Source organism: Pseudomonas sp. PDM19 (assembly GCF_014852215.1).
Lineage (GTDB): Bacteria > Pseudomonadota > Gammaproteobacteria > Pseudomonadales > Pseudomonadaceae > Pseudomonas.
Map to the genome: position 1 here is coordinate 1 of NZ_JACVBG010000013.1, position 478 is coordinate 478.

Consider the following 478-nt stretch of genomic DNA (forward strand, 5'->3'; position numbering starts at 1 on the left):
CTCTCTCCCCTCCCTTCCCTCTTTCCCCTTCTCCCCCTCTTCCTTCTCTCCTCCCTCTCCTCCCTCTCCTCCCCTTCTTTCTTTCCTCTCCCCCCCTCTCCCCCTCTTCCCCTTTCCTCTCCTCTTCTCCCTCCTTTTCTCCTCCTTCTTTTTTTCCTTTTTCTTCTCCTTTCCTTCCTTCTTTTCCCTCCTCCCTTCTCTCCCTTTCTCTTCTCCCCCTCTTCCTCTTCCTCCTCTCTCCTCCTTTTCTCTCTCTTTTTTTCTTTTCTCTCTCCCTTTTTTTTTCCCTCCTCTTCTTCTTCCCTTTCCTTCTCCTTTCTCCCTTTTTTTTCTCCTTCTTTCTTTCTCTTTTTCTTTTTCTTTCTTTTTTCTCTCTTCTTCTCCTTCTCCCTTTCCTTCTCTCTCCTCTTCCCTTCCCCCTTTCTTCTTCTTTTTCTCCTTTCTCTTCTCCCCCTCTTCCTCTTCCTCCTCTCTCCTC

General features: G+C 47.9%; 1 protein-coding gene. It reads right to left on the minus strand.

What is annotated here, in order from left to right; all coding sequences use genetic code 11:
* Window positions 1–478 (minus strand): hypothetical protein (locus IB273_RS32075; protein ID WP_192225873.1); only part of this gene is annotated, 478 nt, incomplete at both ends.